We start from the raw sequence: 23,281 nt of genomic DNA on the forward strand, positions 1-23,281 counted from the left end.
CTTCCCCTTTTTCTTTTGGCTGGATTGGGTTTGGCTGATGTTCAAATATTCTGCAAAATCTCCTGTATAAAATATTTTCGCTTATTTAATTAATTTTTACTTCACCATAAAGAATTTTTTTAAAAATATAGAAATTATTCAAGTATATCCGAATATAGTGGAGTAAAAAATATGTTTGAATTATTATGAAAATTGTTTTATTATTGCAGTGTTAAAAAATTAAAAACAACAAAGATGAAAAAACTAGTTCCCTGATGCTTTTGGCATTGGCATTCTTATTAAGCTGTAGGACAGATCAATTCCCGGAAAAAGAAACCTACAACAACACAAGTGCATTTCAGCTCACTTCCAAAAGAATTTCTTTAAATGAATCTAAGCACAAAGCAAAGCTTCTTCCAGAACTTGAAAAGGTTGAGACTAAGTTTAAGACTTTTGCCAAAAACAATGCACAAGGCAAGCTTGTGAATTATTCGGACGGAGTTTCTATAGATACAGAAAGCGTGATCTATATTGAAAATGGACCCAATTACTACACCTACACTTTTTATATCATCAGAGAAAACGCTCCTGCTGATGCGCCCATAGAAAATTTAGTCTTAAGCCCGCTTTCAGATGGTACTTATAGGGAAATGCTGATAACATACGATCTTATTGCCCAGGAGAAGCAAATTATACAATCAGGTGGCGGAGTTGATCTTTCAGGAAAAATAGGTTATACCCCTTTACAAAGCGGAACCTATTCATCGGGGATTATGCAGAAATCAAATGATAATTGTTATTGGGTAGTAGATTATTCTTTTACAACTTGCAGTGAAGGGGTTCATAATCACGGTGAGATGGCTGATGAAAATGGCGGAACATGCGAGGCTGATGTGCAGTCTGTAATAGTTGTGAACTCTGCAGATTATGTATGTCCTACTCCCGGAGGATCAGATCCTGGAACTATATATAATCCGGGCAATACGACATATCCCGGAACTAATCCGAGTACAGAACCGGGAGCTCCTACCGGAGGTTCTGCAGGTTCTTCAGGAATATCTAATCCGTGTGAAGGAAATGGGGTGCCTGTACAGCCGCAAGATCCTAGTGCTACATTAGAAACCCAAGAAGGCTGTAATACCGGAACACCTACATTGCCCAATTTATCAATTTCATTTTCAATGATTGTCAGAAGCTTACCAATTGAAGTTAAAACGCTTATCAATTCTAATACAGAATATTATAATGGTCTAAATGCTTATTATACTGCAAACCAAACTACGGAAGGAGGAAATTTTGTAAAATGGGCAGCGCAGTTTAGCTGGGAAAATCAAAGTGTTACTTGGACTCAATTTAAAAAGTGGTTTATAAAGGCTGATGGAAATTCGAAAATTATTATTAATACAATTAGCAATAGCAATGCGTTAACATTTAATAATATGGAAGAATTTAAAAATTATATTGTAGATTTTAAAAATTCTTTTACGACAGATAATTTAAGTTTGGAAAATAGTGCAAATAACACTAAAATAACAAAATTTAAAGCTAAATTTGATATTGTAGTACCTGTTTATTTAAACGTTCATGCAAAATCAGTATTAGATGATATTAATACGTATACAAATGAATTTGATTTGTTAGAAGTAAATTCTTTTAAATCTGGAATTTCAACATTTTTAACCTGGAATCAAGACTCATACGGTCATACTGTAGATGGTCATGTTGTAGAAATTAATTTGAATGGACATTTTGATATTGGTGTAAAAATTGGAGATTTGGATTTTACATATGCAGATAGCTACCTTATAAAGACAAAGTATAATAATATTACAGGAAATGCTATGAGTATTAGCGGAACACCTGATTAATAAAGAGTAATTATGGATATAATACAGAGTGGAAGCGGCTTGATTATTTGGCAGAGTTTTTTAATACTTTGTTTAGTATTGTTAATATTTTTACTTTTCAAGATATATAAAGACTTGAAAAGTAACAAATAGTAAGTAGTAAACCGCAGAAAATTTCTGCGGTTTTTTATTGCTGTAATGCTTCTGCAAAACTCCTCTAAAGGATTTTGCCAAAAGCTCTCGACGGTTTACACAAATCCTCGAGAGCTTTTCAAAAAAGCAGGCTTACAATTTCTAAAAGCACGCCTGCTTTTTATTTTTGCTTACTTAGCTTTATAATCTGTAACAAAAACTACATTCCATTTACTAATGTAAAAAAGTAAACAATGTTTGTACAATTTCTGAGGTTAGAAATCAAAAGTTTTTTTAGAGGCACTTCGGTCGGAGTCAATCTGGCGATGAAGATCTTCCGGTTTCTCGGGATTCTCTCTTTTATCGCTTATTGTATTGGTGCAGCTTTCCTGGCTTTTTTCTATGTAAGAGAAGAGATGGAGCAAGACCCAATCAAGATCGTCTCGAGATTTATGATTCTTTTATGTGTTGCAGATCTGGTTTTCAAATATCTTCTGCAGCAAATGTCTACACAGAATATCAAGCCGTTTCTTACGCTCAATATTCCAAAGAAAACACTGGTCAATTATACATTGATCAAAACTTTTCTCTCACCATTCAGCTGGATGAATTCTTTTTTCCTGGTAACATTTGCCATCATCTGTCTGTTCAATGGTTTTGGCTTTATAGGAATTGTATGTTGGTTTATTTCGCTATCTCTGCTTTTTTACCTTAATAATTTCATTAATGTTCTCGTCAACAACAGGGAAAATGTCGCCATAGCGTTAGGAATTGTTTTTGCCATCATCGGAGGTTTGGGATATTACAACATCATCCCTCTTCTTGATTATGCTGAGAAATTTTTCTATTCATTTTATTCAAAGCCTTATCTGGTTCTGCTACCAATAGCTTTATTTGCAGGATTATGGTGGATCTGTTTCAGATATATTTACAAAGAATTTTATCTTGATCAGGGTCTTGAGGCTAAAAAAACTTTCGGGAAAACAGAAAACATCGCTTTCCTTAATAAATATGGAGCAATCGGAAGTTTTATCAACAATGATATCAAAATGTTAAGACGAAATAAGGTCACCAAAGGTGTTCTGATCGGGAGTTTCATGTTTATTTTTTATGGTTTACTGATGTTTACTTCGCCCATTTACAAAACACCTTATATGATGATGTTGATGGGATTGTTTGTGACAGGCGGTTTTCAGTTTCTGTTTGGGCAGAGAGTGCCTTCTTTCGATAGTTCCTATTATCCGCTGATGATGACGCTCAATGTTCCTTACAAAGAATATCTGAAAGCGAAATGGTGGCTGATGAATATTGTAACAGCGGTTTCTATCCTAGTTGCTCTTTTTTATGCAATCATCAGTTGGGAAGTGTATTTCAGTTTCTTTGCTGCCGGATTGTACAACATTGGTGTAAATTCTCAGTTTACGCTGTGGTCAGGAGCTTTTACCAAAACTCAGATTGATCTCAACTCTAAAGAAAAAGTAATGGGACAAAAAAATAGTTTCAATTTAAAAAGCCTTCTCCTGCTTATTCCTAAAATGTTGTTACCTATTGCTGTTTTCGGAGCTACAAAATACTTCTACGGGATGACTCCCGCCGTAATGAGTATTGCAGTTCTGGGATTAATAGGATTTTTATTCCGGGAAAAAATATTCGACATTATTGTAAAACAGTACAAAAGAGAAAAATACAGCACATTAGACGCATTCAAATCAAAAAATTAATTCCATGATCACTATACAAAATTTATCTAAAACATACGGAAAAGCTACCGTTCTCAATATTGAAAATCTTGAAATTCCAAATGGAGAAACATTCGGTTTGGTTGGCAACAACGGAGCAGGAAAAACTACATTATTCAGCTTAATGCTCGATTTAATACAGCCTACAAGTGGTTTTGTAAGTATCGACGGGATCAAAGTGAATGAATCTGAAGCCTGGAAATCAAAAGTTGCCGCTTTCGTAGACGATACTTTTTTGATCGGATATCTCACACCTGAAGAATATTTTTACTTTATCGGAGAATTGAGAGGTCAGAATAAAGCGTCCGTTGATGAGTTCCTAAAGCAGTTTCATGATCTTTTTAATGGCGAAATTGTCAATTCAGGAAAATACGTGCGTGATCTTTCAAAAGGCAACCAAAAGAAAGTAGGAATTGTGGGTGCGATCATCGGAAATCCCGAAATCGTTATTTTGGACGAGCCTTTTGCAAACCTCGATCCTTCCACACAGATTAAGCTTAAAAACCTGATTAAAGAATTAGCAAAACAAAGTGGAGTAACATTCCTCATTTCGAGCCACGATCTTTCTCATACGACCGAAGTTTGTAACCGGATTGTTGTAGTGAATAAAGGACAATTGGTAAAAGACATTAAAACTAATCCCGAAACACTGAAAGAATTAGAACAGTATTTTGAAGATCAGGTCAACAAACCACAAGAAGAGACTTCTATTGAATAATAAAAAATCCTCGAAATTTTCGAGGATTTTATTTTATAAACTTTAGTTCGAAAATGATTATTTCAAACTTCCCACCATATCTTCAGGCTTCACCCATTGGTCAAATTGTTCAGAAGTCACAAAACCTAGATTGATCGCTTCTTCTTTCAACGTTGTGCCGTTTTTGTGGGCTGTTTTTGCAATTTTTGCAGCATTTTCATAACCAATATGTGTGTTTAAAGCCGTTACCAGCATCAAAGATTTATCTACCAGTTCTTTAATTCTCTCGTGATTAGGTTCTATTCCCACTGCGCAGTGATCATTAAATGAGATACAGGCATCGGCAATCAATTGTGCAGATTGCAGGAAGTTATAAGCCATAACGGGTTTGAAAACATTCAGTTCGTAATTTCCCTGAGTTCCTGCAAAAGAAATCGTAGTATCATTTCCTAAAACCTGCGCACAAACCATCGTTAAAGCTTCATTTTGTGTAGGATTTACTTTTCCGGGCATGATGGATGAGCCCGGCTCATTTTCCGGAATGTGAATTTCACCAATCCCCGAACGAGGCCCTGAAGCCAATAATCTGATGTCCTGAGCAATTTTATATAAAGAAACAGCCAGCTGCTTCAATGCGCCATGAGATTCTACAATCGCATCATGAGCTGCCAGAGCTTCAAACTTATTTTCTGCCGTTACAAAAGGAAGATTGGTGAATTTTGCGATATATTCTGCCACTTTTACATCATAACCTTGAGGAGTATTCAATCCAGTTCCTACAGCAGTTCCGCCTAAAGCAAGTTCAGAAAGATGGGGTAGAGTGTTTTTTAAAGCTTTAATTCCGTAATTCAACTGAGCAACATAACCCGAAAATTCCTGTCCTAAAGTCAAAGGAGTGGCATCCATCAAATGTGTTCTTCCGATCTTTACGATATTTTTAAAAGCTTCTGTTTTTTCAGCTAAAGTGTCTCTCAGTTTTTCAACCGCAGGAATTGTGGTTTCAACAACCTTTTTATACGCTGCGATGTGCATTGCTGTAGGGTACGTATCGTTTGAAGACTGAGATTTGTTGACATCATCATTCGGATGAACGTCTGTTTTATCTCCAAGATTTCCTCCTACATTGACGTGCGAACGATTGGCAATTACCTCATTAACATTCATATTCGACTGCGTTCCAGAACCAGTCTGCCAAATCACTAACGGGAATTGATCGTTTAATTTCCCTTCCAAGATTTCTTCACAAACTTTTGCGATCATATCTCTCTTTTCAGCAGAAAGAACTCCTAAATCGGTGTTAGTAAATGCAGCAGCTTTTTTTAAATAAGCAAAAGCTTCAATTATTTCATGAGGCATAGAACCTTCCGGGCCGATCTTAAAATTGTTTCTTGAACGCTCTGTTTGTGCACCCCAAAATTTTTCTGCAGGTACCTGCACTTCACCCATGGTGTCTTTTTCTATTCTGTAATTCATTTTATTTTTCTTTAGTCAATTTTAAATTATTAATATCTGGCATATTCATTATAACATCGTAACTCAGAAAACAGTTTGGTCCCACTGATTTTAGATCTAATTTCATATTAGTTTGGGTTACGTCTGAAATAGTTAGAATACCTTGGTTATATACACATTTCTCATAGTTTGGATCAGAAAATTTTGCATTTTTAATATTAATGACAAACTCGTTTTTTTTATTTGCAGAGATGTCAGATTTAAGAATGCTGAACTTTTCATTTTGGAAATTAGTGAATATCAATATAGTCGAATTTTTTTTGTCTTGAATAATTTCAAGCCTTATTGGATGCTTTTCAACCTCTCCCATCCAAATTCCTGACAGTTGAGTTTCGTTGTCATGCAAATTTTGAGCAATACTTTTATTAATGAACAGAATAAAAATGATTAATAAAATATTTTTCATTGGCATAGAAAGATAATTAGATTGTTGATCTATAAATTTAATCAATAATTGAATAACCCGCAATTTATAATGATTATAAATACAATGTAAAATTGTTGATTTTGCTCATGCTTTTTTCTCGATGTTTTATTTTTGCACCGAAAATAGAAAGTAAAATGGATTTTAGATATCAGGATCCGTATCCAATTTTGAAAGATGATACGGTTTATAAAAAATTGACTTCAGATTATGTGAAAGTTGAGCAGCATGGTGAAAGAGAAATTTTAACCATCGATCCGAAGGGTCTTGAGCTATTGGCTGAAGAAGCGATGGCAGATGTTTCTTTTATGCTTCGTTCTTCACACTTGGCAAGCTTAAAAAGAATTATTGACGATCCTGAAGCTACGGATAATGACAGATTTGTTGCTTATAACTTACTGCAAAATGCTGCGGTTGCAGTAGAAGGAGCTTTACCTTCTTGTCAGGATACCGGAACTGCAATTGTGATGGGAAAGAAAGGTGAAAACGTTTACACCGGAGTTGAAGACGGCGAATATTTAAGTAAAGGAATTTACAATACATATCAAAAAAGAAATTTAAGATATTCTCAGGTTGTACCTTTGACGATGTTTGATGAAAAAAATTCTGGTTCAAACCTTCCGGCGCAGATTGATATTTATGCTAAAAAAGGAAATTCTTACGATTTCTTATTTTTAACGAAAGGTGGAGGTTCTGCCAACAAAACTTTCCTTTATCAAAAAACGAAATCTTTATTAAACGAGAAATCTCTTGAAGCTTTTGTAAAAGAGAGAATTTCAGACTTGGGAACAGCGGCTTGCCCACCTTACCACTTAGCTTTAGTAATTGGGGGAACTTCTGCAGAAGCCAATTTGGCTGCAGTAAAAAAAGCATCTGCAAAATATTATGATCATCTTCCTACAGAAGGTAATGAAGCTGGTCAGGCTTTCAGAGATCTGGAATGGGAGGCGAAAGTTCAGAAAATCTGCCAGGAAAGCGCAATCGGGGCTCAGTTTGGAGGTAAATATTTAACGCACGATGTTCGTGTAATCAGATTGCCTCGTCACGCGGCTTCTTGCCCAGTCGGAATGGGAGTTTCTTGTTCGGCAGACAGAAATATCAAAGGAAAAATTACCAAAGAAGGAATTTTCTTAGAGCAATTGGAACAAGATCCGAAAAGATTTTTACCTGCAACATCTCCACATTTAGAAGCAGCAGTTGATATTGATTTAAATAAACCAATGCCTGAAATTCTGGCTGAGCTTTCAAAATATCCGATCAAAACAAGATTAAAATTAAACGGAACTTTAATTGTTGCAAGAGATATTGCTCACGCAAAAATCAAAGAACTCTTAGATTCCGGAAAGCCCATGCCTGACTATTTTAAAAATCACCCGATTTATTACGCAGGACCGGCGAAAACTCCAGAGGGAATGGCATCAGGAAGTTTCGGGCCTACGACTGCGGGAAGAATGGATGTTTATGTGGATGAATTCCAAAGTCATGGCGGAAGTATGGTGATGCTGGCAAAAGGAAACAGAACAACTGATGTAACCAATGCCTGTCATAAGTACGGAGGCTTCTACATCGGTTCAGTTGGCGGGCCGGCTGCAATTCTGGCAAAAGAAAATATTTTGTCAGTCGAAGTGGTCGATTTCCCGGAATTGGGAATGGAAGCAGTAAGAAAAATCGAGGTAAAAGATTTCCCTGCATTCATTATTACCGACGATAAAGGAAATGATTTCTTCGCCAATCTTGCGCATTAATCGTTTAAATAAAAATAAATTGCGAAATTTACGTTCTATATCTTTTGATAAAAAAGAAAAAAGTTCTATTTTTGCCTTAAATATATAAGAAAAATGATGTTATCAGCATTTTGGCCGTTTTATCAGTTCCTTTGGACAATCTATTTTGTTACAATGTTCCTAGTGGGATTCTGGTGTATTTTTATGTTTTTCGGATTTGTTATCCCATTATGGTTGACGGAAGGTTTGAAGGAATATTTCGGAAAGATAAAGCCTTTTGATCCTGAAGATATCAGAAGAAAATTAATTTACGAACAAGAAGGTGTAGAGGTAATTTTCAACGAGCCTAAAGGTCACGGCCCTTTCTTACACGATAATCATATACACGATAAAGGACATCATTAATGAATGTCATCGCTTTTTCACCATAATTCTGAAAAAGTGATATCATAGCAAAACAACATATATAAAACCACTGATTTATCGGTGGTTTTTCTGGTTTTGAGTCTAATCATTGTGTTTATTTTTTACATCTAAATCTGATTCTTTGTAATCTTTTTTATATTAATGGTTTTTATAGAATAACAAAATTCAAACTTTATCAATACATTTAAGAAATTTATTTTATTTTTATAAAAAATATGCAATATGAAAAAAATGTATTCGTTTATTTATCTTTTCATTACAGGAATTGTATTCGGACAGATAAGTTACACTATTAATCCTAATCCATTTAATGAAACCGACCCAATAACACTATCGGTTCCGGGAAATCAAATTGATGAATCCGCTTGGGGCGTTGCAAACAATGCTATTTATATCTGGACGTGGTCTTTAGATTTAAACTATACCAACAGCCAGGATTGCCCTACCAACGGAGCATGGACAAATTCTAATGAATTGAATAAGTTATCTTACAATTCAGTTACAGATATTTACTCTTTAACCTTTACCCCAACTACATTTTATAACAGAACAGGAATTGGCAGGATCGGATTTTTGCTAAAAACCAAAACAGGCAGTCATCAGACTTCGCCCGACATTTTTGTGAATGTAGGTACATTAAGCCTAAGCTTAACAAATCCTTTGGTTAATAGTTTAACTTCAGTTCCTGTGGGAAATTCGGTGAACGTAAATGCAAATACCAATACAGGAGCTACTTTTCAGTTAAAGGCAAACGGAACAATTGTAAATTCTACTTCAATACCATCTACTTCGTACAACTACAGCTATACAGTGGCAGCAGATGCAGACATGGAATTGATTGCAACAGCCGGTTCAACTATTAAAAACGCAAATTTCACTTTACAGGTTCCAAGGAATGTTGTATCGCAGGCAATTCCAAGTTGGATAAGACAGGGAATAAATTACCACCCTACAGATAATACAAAAGTGGGTCTGGCTTTGTATGCGCCGTTTAAAAATTTCGTTCATGTTATTGGAAGTTTTAATAACTGGATGGTAAATGATGCTTATTTAATGAAAAGAGACACTGCAAATCCTGATTTATATTGGATTGAGCTGAACGGAGTAACCCCACAGCAGCTCTATACTTTCCAATACAGAACCAATGATCTGAAGAAGGTAGCCGATCCTTATTCACCGCAGATTTTATCGTCCTATGATGATCAGTATATTTCGGCAGCAACATATCCTAATTTACCGGCATTTCCTGCAGGACAGGGCTTTGAAGTTTCTACGTTCAAAACCGGACAAACGCCATATAATTGGCAGGTCACTAATTTTACAAGACCAAACAAAGAAAATTTAATTATCTATGAACTCTTGTTAAGAGATTTCACCCAGGAAAAAAACTGGCAGTCTTTAATCAATAAAATCAATTATTTAAAAGATCTAAAAATTAATGCTATTGAATTGATGCCGATCATGGAATTTGAAGGCAATCTTTCATGGGGTTACAATACGTCATTCCATTATGCATTAGATAAAGCCTACGGAACTCCCGAAAAATTCAAAGAATTTGTTGATCTCTGCCACCAAAACGGAATTGCTGTTATTTTAGATGTTGCTTTCAATCATGCAACGGGAAGATCTCCATTAGCGAGACTTTGGAATGTAGATCCGGACGGAGACGGGTATGGAGATATTGCGGCTAATAACCCTTATTTTAATACCGTTCCGAAGCATTCTTATAATGTTTTCAACGATTTTAATCATTCAACAACTGCTACAAGATATTATGTTGAAAGAACTTTACAGCAATGGCTTACAGAATATAAAGTGGATGGCTTCCGTTGGGATTTGACGAAAGGATTTACCCAAAACTGTTCTGCTAATGATGAACCGTGTACTAATGCTTATCAGCAGGACAGAGTAGATGTTTTAAAGTATTATGCGGACAAGCAGTGGGCACTCGATCCGAATTCTTATATGATTTTTGAGCATTTGGGCACCGATGCCGAAGAACAACAGTGGGCAAATTACAAAGTGGCTGAAGGAAAAGGTGTTATGATGTGGAATAATCAGAACGGTCCGTACAATCAAAATACTATGGGCTATAAAGACAACAGCAACTTTGACCGTATGGATCACGAACTTCATGGTTTTAGCAATATGCATGGAGTTGGGTATGGTGAAAGCCATGACGAAGAAAGATTAATGTTTAAAAATCTTTCTTATGGAGCTGTAAATGGAGCATATAATGTGACCAATCTCAATACCGCATTAGAAAGGATGAAAGCCTTCGGAGCTACATTTTTTACAATTCCCGGCCCTAAAATGATCTGGCAGTTTGGTGAATTAGGTTATGAATTCAGCATCAACAGATGTGCAGACGGAACAATTAACAATAATTGCCGTACAGATGAGAAACCTGTTGCTTTTACATTAGGTTATGATACCAATACCAACAGAAAAGCTATTTATAATACTTGGGCTCAAATCATTAATGTCAGAAATGCGCATCCTGTTTTCAGATCAAAAACCTATACCGTAGAATCTAATAATCTGACCAATGATCCGAATGGTTTGATTACAAGAATTTATATTAATGATCCTTTACTGACAGGAGGAGTGAAAAATGTAGTTGTTTTGGTAAATTATGATACTTCGGCTAAAAACGTAGTTCCTTATTTTCCTTTTACAGGACAATGGCAAAACTTGATGGATAATACTGCGTTTAATGTGACTTCAACTACCGCTCCGATCACGCTTCAACCTGGGGAATTCAGAATTTTCGGAAATCCTTTCACTACTTTGTCGACTGCTGAAGAAAATTTAGATAAAAGATTATCGCTTCAGATTGCAGATAATCCTGTGAAAAATGGTTTGGCTAAATTGATTTATCATAAAGCTAAAAACGGAGAAATCGCAATTTACGACATGAGCGGAAAAAAAATGGATTCATTTAAACTAAAAGATGAAGACGGAACTTATCAATTAAGAACAAATTATCCTGCAGGAACCTATCTGGTTCACCTGAAGACCGATAACGGAGTTGCCATTCAGAAAATGATCGTTCAATAAAATCAAAACAATAGGTAAAGCTCATGAAAATGAGCTTTTTTTATTAATCATCAAATCCGTATCTTTGCCTACTAAATTTTTAATATGTCTAAGTCATTAATTCCAAAATTAGAAGCGATAAAACAGAGATATAATGAGGTGGCAGATCTTATTATACAGCCAGACGTAATTTCGGATCAGAAAAAATATTCTTCATTAAACAAAGAATACAGCGATTTAGGGAAAATTGTACACGTTTACAATCAATATAAAGGTGCTTTAGACAATATCGCGGAGTCTGAAGAAATCATTGCCGATGGTTCAGACAGAGACTTGGTCGATATGGCTAAGGAAGAAAAAGTAGAAGCACAAGGCAAGCTTCCAGGCTTGGAAGAAGAATTGAAAGTTCTTTTGATACCGAAAGATCCTACTGATGATAAAAACGTGATTGTAGAACTTCGCGCCGGAACCGGTGGTGATGAAGCTGCCATTTTCGTGGAAGATGTGTACAGAGCTTATGCGATGTTTTTCAAAACTAAAGGCTGGAAACACGAGATTACAGATTCTAGTGAAGCTGCAAAAGGATATAAAGAATTAATTCTAAAAATTGAAGGAGACGGCGTCTACGGAATCATGAAATTCGAATCCGGAGTTCACCGTGTACAGCGTGTTCCTGAAACTGAATCTCAAGGTAGAGTACATACTTCAGCAATTACAGTTGCTGTTTTACCGGAAGCTGAAGAAATTGATTTTGAATTAAATCCTGCAGATATCGAAATGCAGACTTCACGTTCAGGAGGAGCAGGTGGACAAAACGTAAACAAGGTTGAAACCAAAGTACAGTTGACCCACAAACCTTCAGGAATGGTGGTTGTTTGTCAGCAGGCTCGTTCTCAGTTGGCCAACAGAGAATTGGCAATGGAAATGCTTCGTACCAAATTATACGATATTGAAGTTCAGAAATCTGTGGGAGATATTGCTGCACAGCGTAAATCGATGGTTTCTACCGGTGACCGTTCTGCTAAAATCAAAACCTACAACTATCCACAAGGAAGAGTGACTGATCACAGAATCAACAAATCAATGTACAATCTTGATGCCTACATGAATGGTGACATCGGAGAAATGATCGATGCTGTTATCATGGCAGAAAATGCCGAGAAAATGAAAGGGGAGGAAGAGAATTATTAATTTTTTTTCTTTTAAAATATGTAAAGCTTCCGAGAAATCGGGAGTTTTTTTTTATTCCCACAACTTTCCGTATTTTTGGTAAAATCCATCACAATGAATTTCAAATTAATCTTATTAACAGCCGGAGTATTGTTTTCAGCAACTTTTTATTCTCAGAAAATGAATTATCCTAAAGCAGTAAAAGGAAATCAGACCGATACTTATTTTGGAACTGCCGTGGCAGATCCGTACAGAGATTTAGAAAATGATTCTGAACCAACAAGAAAATGGGTAGATGAAGAAGTGGTGTACAGTCAGAATTATCTTTCAAAAATACCTTTCAGAGAACAGATCAAAAGTCAGCTGACCGATATCTGGAACTACGAAAAAATATCTGCACCCTTTAAAGAAGGAGATTATACCTATTACTATAAAAATAACGGACTTCAGGCACAATCGGTTTTATATAGAACCGACAATAAAACAAAAACAACAGAAGTATTTTTAGATCCAAATAAATTTTCAGAAAAAGGAACCACTTCATTATCCAGTTTGTCATTCAACAAAAAAGGAAATTTAGCAGCATACTCAATCTCAGAAGGTGGAAGTGACTGGAATAAAATTATCATCCTCGATGCCATTACAAAAAAACAAATCGACGAAACAATCGTTGATGTAAAATTCAGCGGAATTTCCTGGCAAGGCGATGAAGGTTTCTACTATTCAAGCTACGACAAACCAAAAGAAGGAACAGTTTTGTCTGGAATGACAGATAAACATAAAGTGTTCTTCCACAAATTAGGTACAAAACAATCAGCTGATCAGCTCATTTTTGGAGGAGATAAAACTCCAAGAAGATATTTGGGAGCGGTTGTTTCTGAAGACCAAAGATATTTAATTATTTCTGCAGCGAATGCAACCAACGGAAATGAATTATACATTAAAGATTTAAAGAAAGGCGGGGATTTCGTTCAAATCAACAAAGGTTTTGATATCAACGTAAATCTGGTGGATACAGAAGGCGACAATCTTTTCATTTTTACGGATAAAGATGCTCCCAACATGCGTTTGGTAAAAACAACCATCCAAAACCCGTCTCCCGAAACCTGGAAAGATGTTATCCCTGAAACAGAAAATGTGTTAGGAATCTCTTCTGGTGGCGGTTATTTCTTCGCAACCTATATGGTTGATGCGATTGATAAAGTAAAACAGTTTGACAAAACCGGAAAACTGATCAGAGAAATATCTTTGCCAGGGAAAGGTAATGTCGGAGGATTTGGAGGTAAAGAAAAAGAGAAGGAAATGTACTATTCTTTCAGCAACTACATTACGCCTGGAACGACATATAAATTCAATGCAGATACCGGAAAATCTGAGGTCTATCAAAAACCTAAAGTAAAATTTGACCCTGAAAATTATATCTCAGAACAGGTTTTCTACACGTCAAAGGATGGAACAAAAGTTCCGATGATGATTAGCTATAAAAAAGGAACAAAGCTCGACGGGAAAAACCCTACGATGCTTTATTCTTACGGAGGTTTCAACATCAGTTTACAGCCATCGTTCTCAGTCGTTAATGCCATCTGGATGGAAAATGGTGGGATTTATGCCGTTCCAAACATTCGTGGTGGTGGTGAATACGGTAAAAAATGGCACGATGCAGGAACCAAAATGCAGAAGAAAAACGTCTTTGATGATTTCATCGCTGCCGGAGAATACCTACAAAATAAAGGGTATACTTCAAAAGAATATATGGCACTTTCAGGAAGATCCAACGGTGGGCTTTTGGTTGGTGCAACCATGACCATGCGTCCGGATTTGGCTAGAGTTGCTTTCCCTGGAGTTGGAGTTTTAGATATGCTGAGGTACAATAAATTTACAGCCGGAGCAGGCTGGTCTTACGATTATGGAACAGCAGAAGACAACAAGGAAATGTTTGATTATCTTAAATCATACTCACCCGTTCACAATGTAAAAGCAGGAACTTGTTATCCGTCAACAATGATTATCACGAGCGATCATGATGACAGAGTAGTTCCGGCACACTCATTTAAATTCGGTGCTGAACTGCAGGAAAAACAAAAATGTGGCAATCCAATTTTGGTAAGAATCGAAAAAAACGCGGGCCACGGAGCGGGAAGAGCCACTGATCAGGTCATCAGCGAAAATGCAGATTTGATTTCTTTTGCCTTGTTTGAAATGGGAATTAAAAAGCTTGGTAAATAATTAAAAATTAAGATTTAAAAAAATGTTTTTGCAACATTGTAATTTCACTTTTTCTTAATGTGAAGTGGTTTTAAAATTATTCTCCCAAAAATGCTTACTTTTAAATCTTAAATTTGAAATCATGAGAAGGGAAATTCAGAATAAAAATCCCCAATTTACCATATCAGAAAAACACCTGGAAGTCTATCAATTTGAAAAAGACGGTCTCGAGCTAAAGTCTAAATATACCGTAGAAGATATTAAAGATGAAACTATCAGTCAGGTTTCACCCGGAATTGAACCTTTTTTAAGAGGCCCTTATTCTACAATGTATGTTCAGAAACCATGGACGGTACGTCAATATGCAGGATTTTCTACGGCTGAAGAATCCAATGCTTTTTACAGAAGAAATTTAGCGGCCGGACAGAAAGGACTTTCAGTAGCATTTGATTTGGCAACGCATAGAGGATATGATTCTGATCATCCGAGGGTCGTTGGTGATGTGGGAAAAGCAGGCGTTGCCATTGATTCGGTTGAGGATATGAAGATTTTATTCAATGAAATTCCTTTAGATGAAATTTCGGTTTCCATGACGATGAATGGTGCAGTATTGCCAATCTTATCTTTTTATATTGTCGCAGCTGAAGAACAAGGAGTTTCTCAGGATTTACTTTCCGGAACTATTCAGAATGATATTTTAAAGGAATTTATGGTGAGAAATACTTACATTTATCCGCCGACCCCTTCCATGAAAATCATTGCAGATATTTTTGAATATACTTCTAAAAATATCCCGAAATTTAATTCTATTTCTATATCAGGCTATCACATGCAGGAAGCGGGAGCAACACCGGTTCTGGAAATGGCCTATACTTTAGCGGACGGTTTGGAATATGTAAGAACTGGGATAAAAGCGGGAATGAAAGTAGACGATTTTGCCCCGAGATTATCATTTTTCTGGGCGATCGGCATGAATCATTTCATGGAAATTGCAAAAATGCGTGCCGCAAGATACATTTGGGCAACGCTTTTAAAGCAGTTCAATCCTCAGAATCCAAAATCTTTAGCATTAAGAACACATTCTCAAACTTCTGGCTGGTCTTTAACCGAGCAGGAACCGTTTAACAATATCACAAGAACTGCCATCGAAGCTTTATCTTCAGCATTAGGCGGAACACAATCTCTACATACAAACGCATTAGACGAAGCAATTGCTCTTCCAACAGATTATTCAGCGAAAATTGCAAGGAATACGCAGATTATTCTCCAGCAGGAAAGCGGAATCTGTGATGTTGTAGATCCTATGGGCGGAAGTAATCTGGTAGAAGCTTTAACGCAGCAGATGATCGAAGAAGCAATGAAATTCATCGACGAAGTTGAAAAAGAAGGAGGAATGACAAAAGCAATAGAAGCAGGAATTCCGAAAATGAGAATTGAAGAAGCTGCTGCCAAAAAACAGGCAAAAATCGATAGCGGTGAAGAATTTATCATCGGTGTCAATTCTTTCAAATCAAGTTTAAAGCAAATGGAATTGGAGATTTTGGATATTGATAATTCCGAGGTTCGCAGAAAACAGATTGAGAGATTAGAATCAATTAAATCAAATAGGAATTCTGAAGCCGTAAAAGAAATTTTAAATCAAATCCGAGAATCTGCAAAGACAGGAAACGGCAATCTCTTGGCGTTATGCATCGAAGCAGCTCGCAGAAGAGTTACTTTAGGCGAAATGAGCGATGCGATGGAAGAAACGTACGGACGTTACAAAGCAAATATCAGAACCATACAGGGAGTTTACGCAATGAATGCAGGTAAAAACGAATATTTTAGTCAGGCACTTCAGCTTACCCAGCAATTTGAAGGAGAAGAAGGGCGTCGCCCGAGAATCATGGTAGCCAAGATGGGTCAGGATGGTCATGACCGAGGTGCGAAGGTAGTAGCGACAGCCTTTGCCGATATGGGTTTTGATGTTGATGTAGCTCCGTTATTCCAGACGCCGGAAGAGGTGGCAAAACAGGCTGTGGAAAATGACATTCATATCTTGGGAGTATCTTCATTGGCTGCAGGACACAAAACTTTGGTGCCGCAGGTTGTCGAAGAGCTTAAAAAGCTTGGTGCAGAAGATATTACCATTGTTGTAGGCGGTGTGATTCCGCAACAGGATTATGAATTTTTATACGCAAATGGGGCAGATTTCATTTTCGGTCCGGGAACCAATCTTCCAAAATGTGCGGTGGATATTCTGAACAGATTTTTAAAAAATAGTTAATAAACTTATAATTATATTTTTTTGCATAGGATTTGTACTGTAGTCCATAACCACAAAATAAAATAATATGGCTTATACAGTAATTTCCGTATTTCCTGCGACAGCAGATACAGAAGAGATCAAATCAGAATTAAAAAATCAGGGATTCAGCGAAGAAGATATCATTGTTTCAAAATCTAAATTTGAAAACGAGTCCATAGATGATGATTATCAAACTGACGAAAGAACAGCAGGCTTTTGGAATCATATTTTCGCAAATGAAAATGAAATGCTGGATGCGTACAGCAGAGAAAGTGTAGGCAAAATTAATGTCGTGGTCTATGCCCCAAATATTGATGCAGCTCAACGTGCAAAGGCTGCGTTAAATGATAAAGGCGCCATTGAAGTTCAACGAAGACAGGCAGAAGATCAACAAAATACTCAAGCTGGCACTTCCGGCCTGTCTGAAGATGCTTATAACGGCATCATTGCCAAAGCAAAACACAATCTCTATTTCTTAGGCTCTGAAAGAACGTACAGTTCCCCAACTAAAGGAATGAATGATGAAATGGATAGTTTGGGATCCAAAGATTAATCTCAAAATAAATAAAAACTGGATAAGAAATTGTTCAGTTTTTTTTGTTAAAATTTGTATATTCAAAAAAATGTATATATTTGCATCACAAATTAACGTTTAACCAACTAAAAAAAACGAAGCAATGTTCAAATACAATCAACATTCATCAGTAGGATTGCCTTTTGCAAAGGCGAGGCTTCGTGGTTTGGTACATTCTTAGAACAATAGTATAATGAAATATCAAAACCCGAAGTCGTAAGATTTCGGGTTTTTTGCGCAATATTTCAAACTCAAACGTTTCCCCGGAATCAAAATTTTTATCAGGAGCTATTTCCCGCTGTCCACTGTATCTTTTTTTGCCAACGCTTTTTTTCAAGCCCACGCAAAAAAAGGATGCCGTTTCCATCGGGGCTAAAACAAACTCTTGCCATAAAACCTAAAGGGTTTTTAAAACCCGTCAGGTTACTAAACAAATCAACTATAAATTTAGTTGAAAACATTCGATGCTGGAAATCTATCATCCCACATCTATTATCTAAAATCTAAAAAGATGGGAAATTTAAAACTAAAAGGAAAAGATATACTAAAGCTAGGCTATCCAAACAACCAGAGTGTCAACATCGCTTTGGAAGTGATGAAAAGAAATTTTGCAACCAAAAATATTCATTATGTAAAATCTCTTCTAAAGGAAATCCAACAAAATCCGGAGAACTTCGAAAAAGATTTAACATTCGGACAAATTGCAGAAGCCTTGCTTTCATCCAAGAAAACAGAAAAAAGAACGCTCCATACAAACCGAGCTTCATTTCAAATTTTTGGAAACAACATTTCAGATGAAGCAAAAAACCAATTGTACACCGCACTGAAACTGCCGATTGCAACACAAGGAGCTTTAATGCCCGATGCACACAGCGGTTACGGACTTCCAATCGGAGGAGTTCTCGCCGTAGAAAATGCCGTGATTCCGTACGGAGTCGGGATGGATATTGGCTGCAGAATGTCGCTCAGTATTTTGGATACACCAATTTCATATCTGGACGGTGCAAGAGATAAATATGAAAAAGCGCTTGCCGAGCACACCAAATTCGGAATGTACGAAACGCACAAATCTCACGTTGACCACGAAATTTTCGATAGAGAAACGTTCGATTTAATTCCGATTTTGAGAAGATTAAAAGGAAAAGCCATCAAACAAATGGGAAGTTCCGGCGGTGGAAATCACTTTGTGGAATTTGGGGAAGTGGAAATTACGGAAGAAGACCAACAAATCAATCTTCCGAAAGGAAAGTACCTTGGAATACTTTCACATAGCGGTTCGCGTGGTTTGGGAGCAGAAATCGCTCAGTATTATTCGAGAGTGGCAACCGAACAATGTCCGTTACCAAAAGAAGCACAAAACTTTGCCTGGCTGGATTTGAACACGCATCTTGGACTAGAATATTGGACGGCAATGAATCTCGCAGGAGATTACGCTTCAGCTTGTCACGATGACATTCACAGAAGATTGGTGAAAGCAGTTGGGGGAAGAGTGAAAGCCAGAATCGAAAACCATCACAACTTCGCATGGAGAGAAATTCACAATGGAAAAGAAGTGATTGTTCACAGAAAAGGTGCCACTCCAGCCAATGAAAACGAATTGGGAATGATTCCCGGTTCTATGACGGCAAAAGGTTTCATTGTTCGTGGAAAAGGAAATCCTGATTCGCTGAATTCAGCTTCACACGGAGCGGGAAGAGCATATTCGAGAGGAGAATGCAGAAGTCTTTTCACTCAAAATGACATCAAAAAAGAATTACAACTAAAGAATGTTACTTTGATGGGCGGAAATACGGAAGAAGCACCGATGGCGTACAAAGACATCAACGAAGTCATGAATGCACAAAGCAAATTGGTTGATATTCTCGGAACTTTCCAGCCAAGAATTGTGAGAATGGATAAGTAAAATGGTTGTTAGTCTGTAGTTGATGGTTGTTAGAATTTTTAACGCCATCAACTGACAACCATCAATAAAAAACAAAAATTAGTAAAATGGGAGCACCACATAACATAAAAAGATACGGTGAGGTCTGGCCGGAATTTAGAATTCAACACGGACTAAAAATATTAGAAAAATTAAAAAATAAAGTCATTTTATCAGGAGGTTGGGCGTGGCATTTTATGTCTGAAGTAGGGCATACGGAATACAAACATGCACATGATCATAAGGATATTGATGTTTTTGTAAATAAAGAAAATGTGGCTGAAGTGGTTATGATTCTTCATCAGGAAGGTTTTCAGAAAGTCTGGACAAGATATGATCATCTTCCAAGCGAAGAAAATTTTCGCAGATATGAGAAAACAATCGAAATGGAAAACGGAAAATTTCACAGAATTACAATTGATTTCTTTGAAAGAAATGATTTGGAAACTGTCGAAGCAAACGGATTCACTGTTGTGAAACCTGATGTTTTGCTTTCATTTTACAGAAACATTCATTCCAGCGATAAATGTTGGGCGGTAATGGCTGCAAAAGATTTATTGGAAAAAGGAATTGATCCTGTCGGTCATCCAAGATTAAGTGAAATACCAAAATAACAATGGACAAAATAATACAAATCACTTCGGGAAGAGGACCTTTGGAATGTCAATGGGTAGTTGCCAAAGTTCTGAAGGTCTTTCTTGAGGAAGCAAAACAAAATAAAATCGATTACGAAATCATCCACCGTGAGAATGGCGATGAAAATCTGACATTGAAATCTGCGACCTTACTTTTAAAAGGAAAAAATTTAAATGAATTTCTTAAAAGTTGGCTTGGAAGCATTCTTTGGATTGGGAAAAGCACTTTCAGAAAATTCCATAAAAGGAGCAACTGGTTTATCGGGGTTTTCGAACTGGAAGGTTTGGAGAAAATTGAATTTAATGAAAAAGAAATTCAGTTTCAGACAACGAGAAGTCAGGGGAATGGCGGACAAAACGTGAATAAAGTAGAAACTGCGGTTCGTGCAACCTATCCGAAAACCGGGCAAAGTGTTTTGGTTCAGGATTCCCGTTCGCAACTGGAGAATAAGAAACTTTCGATCATCAGATTAAAAGAAAAAGTAATGGAATTTCATATTCAGCAATTGGAAAAACAAATGCAGGATACCTGGAACAATCATTTGAATGTTCAGAGAGGAAACCCGATCCGAACATTTGCGGGAAACGATTTTAAAAAGAATCATCAGGAGAAATCTTTTAAAAAAGAAAGACATCAACTGAAAAACGAATTGAAAAACTACAGAAATGACCTTAATTAAAAGCAAATATTATTTTGAAGCGCTGGATAATTATCCTTACAGCTTGCCGGATTGTCTGGAAGCGTTGAATTATGCGCTTTCTTACGACCCTGAAGATGCAGATTCTCTTTGTCTGATGGGAAGAATCTACAGCGAAATGCTCAACGATTATGAAAAAGCAAAACTCTATTTTGAGGAAGCGATGCAATGTGATGTGACCAATCTGAATACGCCAAAATACTACATCAAATGTCTTTTGGATAACGAAGATTTTCAGGAAGCTGAAAAACTGATCAATTATTCTTTGAAAATAAAAGGAATTGATAAAGCAACTTTATGGTTTTATAGATCAATGCTTTCAGAAAAAAGAGGAAGTTTAACAAATGCTTTAAAGTTCTTAACTGAATCTGCAAAGTATTGCTTCTCATCACAAAGTCTTGATGTAGTAAAAGATCGTAAAAAATTCATCAAGTCAAAAATGCCTAAAAAATCTAAAAACAGGGAGGAGACGAAATAAGTCTCCTTTTTTTGTAAATTTAATAATGGAATTACGCTTTGAACTTAAAAAACTTCATTTAAAAGAAACATTCTCCATCGCTTACGGAAACTACAATCATCGTGATGCATTACTCATTGAATTATCTCACCAAAATTGCAAAGGTTACGGCGAATGCGTTGCGATTGATTATTATCAAATTGATCTTCAAAGTTTTGTTTTAAAATTAAAAGAAATTCAATCTAAAATTGCGTTACAGAAAATCATTCATCCGAAGGAGTTTTTCAAGTTTTTGTTCAATTTAAAGCTTCATCCATTTTTACTTTCTGCATTAGATTGCGCTTATTGGGATCTTTTCGGAAAGCTGGAAAACAAAAGTTTTATTGAATTAAATCAACTTCCTTCCGAAAATTTAGTCGAAAGTTCAATTACCATTTCTGTCGCAGATATTGATAAACAGATTCAAAAAATTGAGAAAAACAGTTGGAATAAATTCAAAGTAAAATGCAAAGGTTTAAATAAAACTCATGTTGGAAAACTGTTACAATTAAATCGAAATATCGCATTAGATTCCAACGCAAGCTTTACCGATGAAGATTGTATCTGGCTTCAGGAAAGCGTTGAAGTTCAGAAGTTCTCGTATTTAGAACAGCCAAGACCGATTGATCAATATAAAATTCTTAAAAAAAAGGGCTTTGCCAATTGGATGGCGGATGAAGATTGTCAAAATTTAGCTTCTTTGGACAAATTAATTCCTTATTACAAAAGCATCAATATCAAGTTAATGAAATGTGGCGGATTAACACCTGCTTTGGCCATGATAAAAAAAGCTAAAGAGCTCAATTACGAAATCATGATTGGTTGTATGACAGAATCAACTGTTGGAATTTCCGCAGGATGTGTTTTTGCAGGACTTGTTGATTACATAGATTTAGACGGAGCCAATCTTATTTCCAACGATTATGCAACGGGAAATTATGTAGAAAACGGTAAAATAATCTTATCCCCAAAATCAGGTTTAGGAATAGAATTAAAATAAAAATAGACTTTAAAAGATATCTATTTTTTGTTTATAGAAATCAGATAATCATACACCATTTGGTGCTGATCATCATTTAGTTTTGCTCTAGGAGCCATTCTGCTTAGGGTGTTAATCCAGCCTTGGTCGTCATGCTTTTCCGGATTTGGCAATCCGTGGCATTTATTACATGAGTTTTCAAAAATGGTTTTCCCTTGGGCTAATTGTTCAGATGACTTATATTTGGGCCCTGTCACCGCTATACTTTTTGGTCCGCAGGAAACCATCAAAGCGGAAAATGCGATTGTTGCTAAAATTACCTTTTTCATACAATTTATTTTGGTGTTAAAATTATTTTTTCACAGAAACTACATAATCATATACCCATTGATGCTGCTCGTCCGTCAGTTTTGCTTTTGGCGCCATTGCATTCATAATTCCTACCCATTGTACTGATGTAAACTGAGTTGGTTCGTACAATTTGTGGCATCTGTTGCAGGAGTTTTCAAATATTGTTTTTCCTTGTGCAATCTGCTCTGCGGTACTGGCTGCAGATTTTGGAGCCTCAGCAACCGGGGTAGATTTTGGTGTACAAGATGTAAATAAAACAGATGCAAAAACTGCGGCAACAAATATATTTTTCATGAAGTTTATTTTTGATTATAACAAAAGTAAGCAATTCCTGAAAGGCTTTTATATCGTAAAGTTTAATTTGGACCCAATAAAATTAATACTGCATTTTTGAGGAATTTGATGGTTATTTTTATATTTTTGAATCAATGAACCAAAGGCTGTAT

Annotated in this window: 19 protein-coding genes; 15 read left to right on the forward strand and 4 right to left on the reverse strand. The window is 36.2% G+C overall.

All coding sequences use genetic code 11. The annotated features are described in order from the left end of the window. The first annotated feature begins 254 nt into the window (after positions 1 to 254). From K0U91_RS07365 to K0U91_RS07375, 3 genes are all read left to right on the forward strand, one after another. Positions 255 to 1,847, forward strand: a complete 1,593-nt coding sequence (locus tag K0U91_RS07365; protein ID WP_220178947.1) for a hypothetical protein — start codon at positions 255 to 257, stop codon at positions 1,845 to 1,847. A 365-nt stretch (positions 1,848 to 2,212) separates the two neighbouring features. Then, complete coding sequence (locus K0U91_RS07370; RefSeq protein ID WP_220178948.1) at positions 2,213 to 3,679, forward strand: DUF5687 family protein; 1,467 nt, start codon at positions 2,213 to 2,215, stop codon at positions 3,677 to 3,679. 4 nt (positions 3,680 to 3,683) lie between these two features. Then, complete coding sequence (locus K0U91_RS07375; protein WP_219969714.1) at positions 3,684 to 4,415, forward strand: ABC transporter ATP-binding protein; 732 nt, start codon at positions 3,684 to 3,686, stop codon at positions 4,413 to 4,415. Positions 4,416 to 4,472: 57 nt separating this feature from the next. Here the strand turns inward: K0U91_RS07375 and fumC are convergent, their stop codons facing one another. Together fumC and K0U91_RS07385 are read right to left on the reverse strand one after the other, a co-directional pair. Beyond that, complete coding sequence (gene fumC / locus K0U91_RS07380; protein ID WP_220178949.1) at positions 4,473 to 5,867, reverse strand: class II fumarate hydratase; 1,395 nt, start codon at positions 5,865 to 5,867, stop codon at positions 4,473 to 4,475. Between the two features lies 1 nt (position 5,868). Next, complete coding sequence (locus tag K0U91_RS07385; protein ID WP_220178950.1) at positions 5,869 to 6,312, reverse strand: hypothetical protein; 444 nt, start codon at positions 6,310 to 6,312, stop codon at positions 5,869 to 5,871. A 155-nt stretch (positions 6,313 to 6,467) separates the two neighbouring features. Between K0U91_RS07385 and K0U91_RS07390 the strand changes: the two genes are divergently transcribed. The 12 genes from K0U91_RS07390 (at position 6,468) to K0U91_RS07445 (ending at position 22,505) form a co-directional block, all read left to right on the forward strand. Next, on the forward strand, positions 6,468 to 8,075 hold the full coding sequence (locus K0U91_RS07390) for a fumarate hydratase (RefSeq protein ID WP_220178951.1): 1,608 nt from the start codon (positions 6,468 to 6,470) through the stop codon (positions 8,073 to 8,075). Between the two features lie 93 nt (positions 8,076 to 8,168). Then, the gene (locus tag K0U91_RS07395; RefSeq protein ID WP_219969710.1) at positions 8,169 to 8,459 is read left to right on the forward strand and encodes a hypothetical protein; all 291 of its coding nucleotides are present in this window, start codon (positions 8,169 to 8,171) and stop codon (positions 8,457 to 8,459) included. Between the two features lie 243 nt (positions 8,460 to 8,702). Continuing rightward, positions 8,703 to 11,540, forward strand: a complete 2,838-nt coding sequence (locus tag K0U91_RS07400; RefSeq protein ID WP_220178952.1) for an alpha-amylase family glycosyl hydrolase — start codon at positions 8,703 to 8,705, stop codon at positions 11,538 to 11,540. 84 nt (positions 11,541 to 11,624) lie between these two features. Next, complete coding sequence (prfA, locus tag K0U91_RS07405) at positions 11,625 to 12,710, forward strand: peptide chain release factor 1 (RefSeq protein WP_219969708.1); 1,086 nt, start codon at positions 11,625 to 11,627, stop codon at positions 12,708 to 12,710. Between the two features lie 93 nt (positions 12,711 to 12,803). Beyond that, entirely contained in the window at positions 12,804 to 14,915 is a 2,112-nt protein-coding gene (locus K0U91_RS07410; protein ID WP_220178953.1) for a prolyl oligopeptidase family serine peptidase, read from the forward strand. 121 nt (positions 14,916 to 15,036) lie between these two features. Further along, positions 15,037 to 17,160 carry a methylmalonyl-CoA mutase gene (gene scpA / locus K0U91_RS07415; RefSeq protein ID WP_220178954.1) on the forward strand — a complete coding sequence of 708 codons (2,124 nt, stop codon included), beginning with the start codon at positions 15,037 to 15,039 and terminating at the stop codon, positions 17,158 to 17,160. A 67-nt stretch (positions 17,161 to 17,227) separates the two neighbouring features. Next, entirely contained in the window at positions 17,228 to 17,734 is a 507-nt protein-coding gene (locus K0U91_RS07420) for a hypothetical protein (RefSeq protein ID WP_220178955.1), read from the forward strand. Between the two features lie 532 nt (positions 17,735 to 18,266). Then, on the forward strand, positions 18,267 to 19,658 hold the full coding sequence (locus K0U91_RS07425; protein WP_220178956.1) for an RtcB family protein: 1,392 nt from the start codon (positions 18,267 to 18,269) through the stop codon (positions 19,656 to 19,658). An 86-nt stretch (positions 19,659 to 19,744) separates the two neighbouring features. Beyond that, a complete protein-coding gene (locus K0U91_RS07430; protein ID WP_220178957.1) occupies positions 19,745 to 20,290 on the forward strand; it encodes a nucleotidyltransferase domain-containing protein in 546 nt (181 codons plus the stop codon). A 2-nt stretch (positions 20,291 to 20,292) separates the two neighbouring features. Continuing rightward, positions 20,293 to 20,991: a peptide chain release factor H gene (gene prfH / locus K0U91_RS07435; RefSeq protein ID WP_220178958.1), complete on the forward strand. Its 699-nt coding sequence runs from the start codon at positions 20,293 to 20,295 to the stop codon at positions 20,989 to 20,991. Beyond that, positions 20,978 to 21,487 (forward strand): tetratricopeptide repeat protein, encoded by a 510-nt coding sequence (locus K0U91_RS07440; protein WP_220178959.1) that lies wholly within the window; start codon positions 20,978 to 20,980, stop codon positions 21,485 to 21,487. The genes prfH and K0U91_RS07440 overlap by 14 nt, the downstream gene beginning before the upstream one ends. Positions 21,488 to 21,512: 25 nt before the next feature. After that, complete coding sequence (locus tag K0U91_RS07445; RefSeq protein WP_220178960.1) at positions 21,513 to 22,505, forward strand: enolase C-terminal domain-like protein; 993 nt, start codon at positions 21,513 to 21,515, stop codon at positions 22,503 to 22,505. 20 nt (positions 22,506 to 22,525) lie between these two features. Here K0U91_RS07445 and K0U91_RS07450 read toward each other — a convergent pair whose 3' ends face one another. Together K0U91_RS07450 and K0U91_RS07455 are read right to left on the reverse strand one after the other, a co-directional pair. Then, the gene (locus tag K0U91_RS07450; RefSeq protein WP_220178961.1) at positions 22,526 to 22,813 is read right to left on the reverse strand and encodes a c-type cytochrome; all 288 of its coding nucleotides are present in this window, start codon (positions 22,811 to 22,813) and stop codon (positions 22,526 to 22,528) included. A 22-nt stretch (positions 22,814 to 22,835) separates the two neighbouring features. Then, positions 22,836 to 23,129, reverse strand: coding sequence for a c-type cytochrome (locus K0U91_RS07455; protein WP_219969698.1), 294 nt, complete (start codon positions 23,127 to 23,129; stop codon positions 22,836 to 22,838). Positions 23,130 to 23,281: the final 152 nt, after the last annotated feature.

Source organism: Chryseobacterium sp. LJ668 (genome assembly GCF_019613955.1).
Lineage (GTDB): Bacteria > Bacteroidota > Bacteroidia > Flavobacteriales > Weeksellaceae > Chryseobacterium.

Coding starts and splice junctions, on each gene's coding strand:
- K0U91_RS07365 (WP_220178947.1), top strand. CDS start 255: ATGCTTTTGGCATTGGCATTCTTATTAAGCTGTAGGACAGATCAATTC.
- K0U91_RS07370 (WP_220178948.1), top strand. CDS start 2,213: ATGTTTGTACAATTTCTGAGGTTAGAAATCAAAAGTTTTTTTAGAGGC.
- K0U91_RS07375 (WP_219969714.1), top strand. CDS start 3,684: ATGATCACTATACAAAATTTATCTAAAACATACGGAAAAGCTACCGTT.
- fumC (WP_220178949.1), bottom strand. CDS start 5,867: ATGAATTACAGAATAGAAAAAGACACCATGGGTGAAGTGCAGGTACCT.
- K0U91_RS07385 (WP_220178950.1), bottom strand. CDS start 6,312: ATGAAAAATATTTTATTAATCATTTTTATTCTGTTCATTAATAAAAGT.
- K0U91_RS07390 (WP_220178951.1), top strand. CDS start 6,468: ATGGATTTTAGATATCAGGATCCGTATCCAATTTTGAAAGATGATACG.
- K0U91_RS07395 (WP_219969710.1), top strand. CDS start 8,169: ATGATGTTATCAGCATTTTGGCCGTTTTATCAGTTCCTTTGGACAATC.
- K0U91_RS07400 (WP_220178952.1), top strand. CDS start 8,703: ATGAAAAAAATGTATTCGTTTATTTATCTTTTCATTACAGGAATTGTA.
- prfA (WP_219969708.1), top strand. CDS start 11,625: ATGTCTAAGTCATTAATTCCAAAATTAGAAGCGATAAAACAGAGATAT.
- K0U91_RS07410 (WP_220178953.1), top strand. CDS start 12,804: ATGAATTTCAAATTAATCTTATTAACAGCCGGAGTATTGTTTTCAGCA.
- scpA (WP_220178954.1), top strand. CDS start 15,037: ATGAGAAGGGAAATTCAGAATAAAAATCCCCAATTTACCATATCAGAA.
- K0U91_RS07420 (WP_220178955.1), top strand. CDS start 17,228: ATGGCTTATACAGTAATTTCCGTATTTCCTGCGACAGCAGATACAGAA.
- K0U91_RS07425 (WP_220178956.1), top strand. CDS start 18,267: ATGGGAAATTTAAAACTAAAAGGAAAAGATATACTAAAGCTAGGCTAT.
- K0U91_RS07430 (WP_220178957.1), top strand. CDS start 19,745: ATGGGAGCACCACATAACATAAAAAGATACGGTGAGGTCTGGCCGGAA.
- prfH (WP_220178958.1), top strand. CDS start 20,293: ATGGACAAAATAATACAAATCACTTCGGGAAGAGGACCTTTGGAATGT.
- K0U91_RS07440 (WP_220178959.1), top strand. CDS start 20,978: ATGACCTTAATTAAAAGCAAATATTATTTTGAAGCGCTGGATAATTAT.
- K0U91_RS07445 (WP_220178960.1), top strand. CDS start 21,513: ATGGAATTACGCTTTGAACTTAAAAAACTTCATTTAAAAGAAACATTC.
- K0U91_RS07450 (WP_220178961.1), bottom strand. CDS start 22,813: ATGAAAAAGGTAATTTTAGCAACAATCGCATTTTCCGCTTTGATGGTT.
- K0U91_RS07455 (WP_219969698.1), bottom strand. CDS start 23,129: ATGAAAAATATATTTGTTGCCGCAGTTTTTGCATCTGTTTTATTTACA.